This window comes from Pseudomonas sp. 43(2021) (assembly GCF_017490805.1).
Lineage (GTDB): Bacteria > Pseudomonadota > Gammaproteobacteria > Pseudomonadales > Pseudomonadaceae > Aquipseudomonas.
The window spans coordinates 1-470 of record NZ_JAFGYJ010000422.1 but is presented as its reverse complement, the minus strand read 5'-3'; the positions used below and the strand labels follow the sequence as shown (position 1 = coordinate 470).

Below are 470 nucleotides of genomic sequence, written 5' to 3'. Positions count from 1 at the left end.
CATTTCTGTTCGACCACGAATACGTCAGAGCGCAGCTTCAACAAGGCGTACAACCGCTCTTTGCCCAAATCGCGATGATGTTTGCAGATCCACTCGATTGTCATTTTTCGATTCCTTGACCATGTCGCCCGATACTAAGCGCAGCAGCGCCGTATGTCTGTATGGCGCAACAGTCTGTGATAAAGGTCAAAATGCCACTATTCCTTTCTCGCGCTGGCTGCGACTTTGTGTAATCTGCTCAAGAGCACTGTCCACGGGCTCCCATGAGCTAATGTTCAATGCTTGGGTTTTGCCGATAAGGGGCCTTGGGTTTTGACGTGAAACCACGTCGGGCGGTTGCCCGCTGAGGATGTTCAAGCATGCTGCGATTGCTTCAAGCCGTTGCTTTGATCGGACTGCTGGTGCTGGGCCAGGATGCTGCGGCGCAGAAGCTGCGGCTGGCGTTCGATAATTGGCCGCCGTTTACCGAC

The 470-nt window shown here is 53.6% G+C and carries 2 pseudogenes; one reads left to right on the top strand and one right to left on the bottom strand.

Annotation, left to right across the window (positions count from 1 at the left end):
• Positions 1–104, bottom strand: a pseudogene (locus J5M71_RS27965) (GNAT family N-acetyltransferase); the annotation flags it as partial.
• Positions 105–359: 255 nt separating this feature from the next.
• On the opposite strand from J5M71_RS27965, the pseudogene J5M71_RS29475 reads away from it, so the two are divergent.
• A pseudogene (locus J5M71_RS29475) lies at positions 360–470 on the top strand (amino acid ABC transporter substrate-binding protein); the annotation flags it as partial.